The 1,586-nt window shown below is 68.4% G+C and carries 1 protein-coding gene; it reads right to left on the reverse strand.

The annotated features are described in order from the left end of the window. Positions 1-116: 116 nt before the first annotated feature. Positions 117-1,316 (reverse strand): IS110 family RNA-guided transposase, encoded by a 1,200-nt coding sequence (locus tag D2E24_RS10205; RefSeq protein ID WP_125969211.1) that lies wholly within the window; start codon positions 1,314-1,316, stop codon positions 117-119. Positions 1,317-1,586: the final 270 nt, after the last annotated feature.

Consider the following 1,586-nt stretch of genomic DNA (forward strand, 5'->3'; position numbering starts at 1 on the left):
GGGGGTGTTCCTATGTTTTTGTCAACTCTGTAGGTGGTCGACGTGTCGGTTCACGGACCGGGCGTTATGGGCACGCTCCGCCCTGCCGGCGGCGTCCGGCGTGTTCGTCGTGGCGCTCAGGCCGCCAAGGCTTGTTCCTGGTAGAGGGTGCCGTTCTTGAGCATGCTGTAGATGACGTCGCAGCGGCGTCGGGCGAGGCAGATGACGGCGGCGTTGTGGTGCTTGCCCTGTTCGCGTTTGCGTCGGTAGTAGGCGATGGAGGGCGGATGCTTGGTGGACGCGACGAACGCGGATTGCCACAGCGCGTTCTTCAACCGCTTGTTGCCCCCGCGGGACGGATGCTCGCCTCTGATGCTGGTGCCCGACTGGCTGGTGACGGGGGCGATGCCGGCGTACGCGGCGAGGTGGGCCGCGCTCCTGAAACGGGTGACGTCGCCGCCGATGCCGAGGAGGATGACGCTCGCGGTCCTGACGCCCACCCCGGGCATCGACGTCAGGACCGTGAGAAGAGGGTGGTCCTCCAGCAGGTCCTCGACCTGCGCGGCGAGATCGCGTCGCCGGTCCTTGATGGCCCTGATGTCTCGGGCGATCGAGGGGATGATGCGTTCGGCCATGAGCGCGCCCGGCACGGTGACGGTCTGCTCGCCGATCGCCTCGAACATGTCGTCGATGATGCCCCCGGCGCGCAGTCCGCCGTCCCTGGCCCACGCTTTGACCCGGTCGATGCCGGCCTCCTTCATGCCCATGGGCCCGCCATAGCGTTCGAGCAGGGCGAGGGTCGCGTCGCGGGTGGCTCGGTCGCCCTTCAGGACTCGTTCGAACGCGGGGTGGGTCTGCAGCAGCAGGCTGCGCAGACGGTTGATGTGGCGGGTGGACTCGTGGGCGAGGTCCTCGTCGTGGCCGGCCAGCAGCTTCAGCGCGGCGAGGGTCTCGTCGTCGGGGCCCGCGTCCCTGAGGCTCTCGGGGATCTTGAGCGCGGCCCACGCGATCACGTACGCGTCCCTGCGGTCGGTCTTCGCGGTGCCGGGCAGGAGCTGGGCGGCCCGTCGCATCGCCGTGCCGGGAAGGTAGGCGACCGCGACGCCCATGTCCCGCGCCACGGCCAGCGGCAGGGAGCCGATGGTGTTGGGCTGGTCGACGACCAGCAGCACGCGGCCATGCCCGGAGAGGCGTTCCAGCATCGTGCGGATGTCCTTCTCGTCCTGTTTCAGCGGCTTGTCGTACAGGGTGTTCCCGTCGCGGTCGAGCGCACAGGCGTGATGGGCTCGCTTGCCCACGTCCAGGCCGATCCACACGTCGATGTCGTCAGGTCTCATCTTGGTCCTCCCGTCGTGGGGATGCTCCGTCGGCCGCCGCGACTCGGCTGGTGGGCGAGTCCGGACGTCCGTGCCGCATCCACATTACGGAGAGACCTGTCCCGCGCGTCCCGACGCGTCCATGCGGTCGGTCTGGTTCCTATCAGCGGTCAGCGGGCGTCCCCGTTCCCGGCGACGACACCCCCCGGATCATCAACGACAGGGCGAGAAAGTCATACCGGAACCGGCGACCCGGTCCCGACCATCGGGACCTACTAAACATGGTAATGG

Source organism: Bifidobacterium samirii (assembly GCF_003952945.1).
GTDB lineage: Bacteria > Actinomycetota > Actinomycetes > Actinomycetales > Bifidobacteriaceae > Bifidobacterium > Bifidobacterium samirii.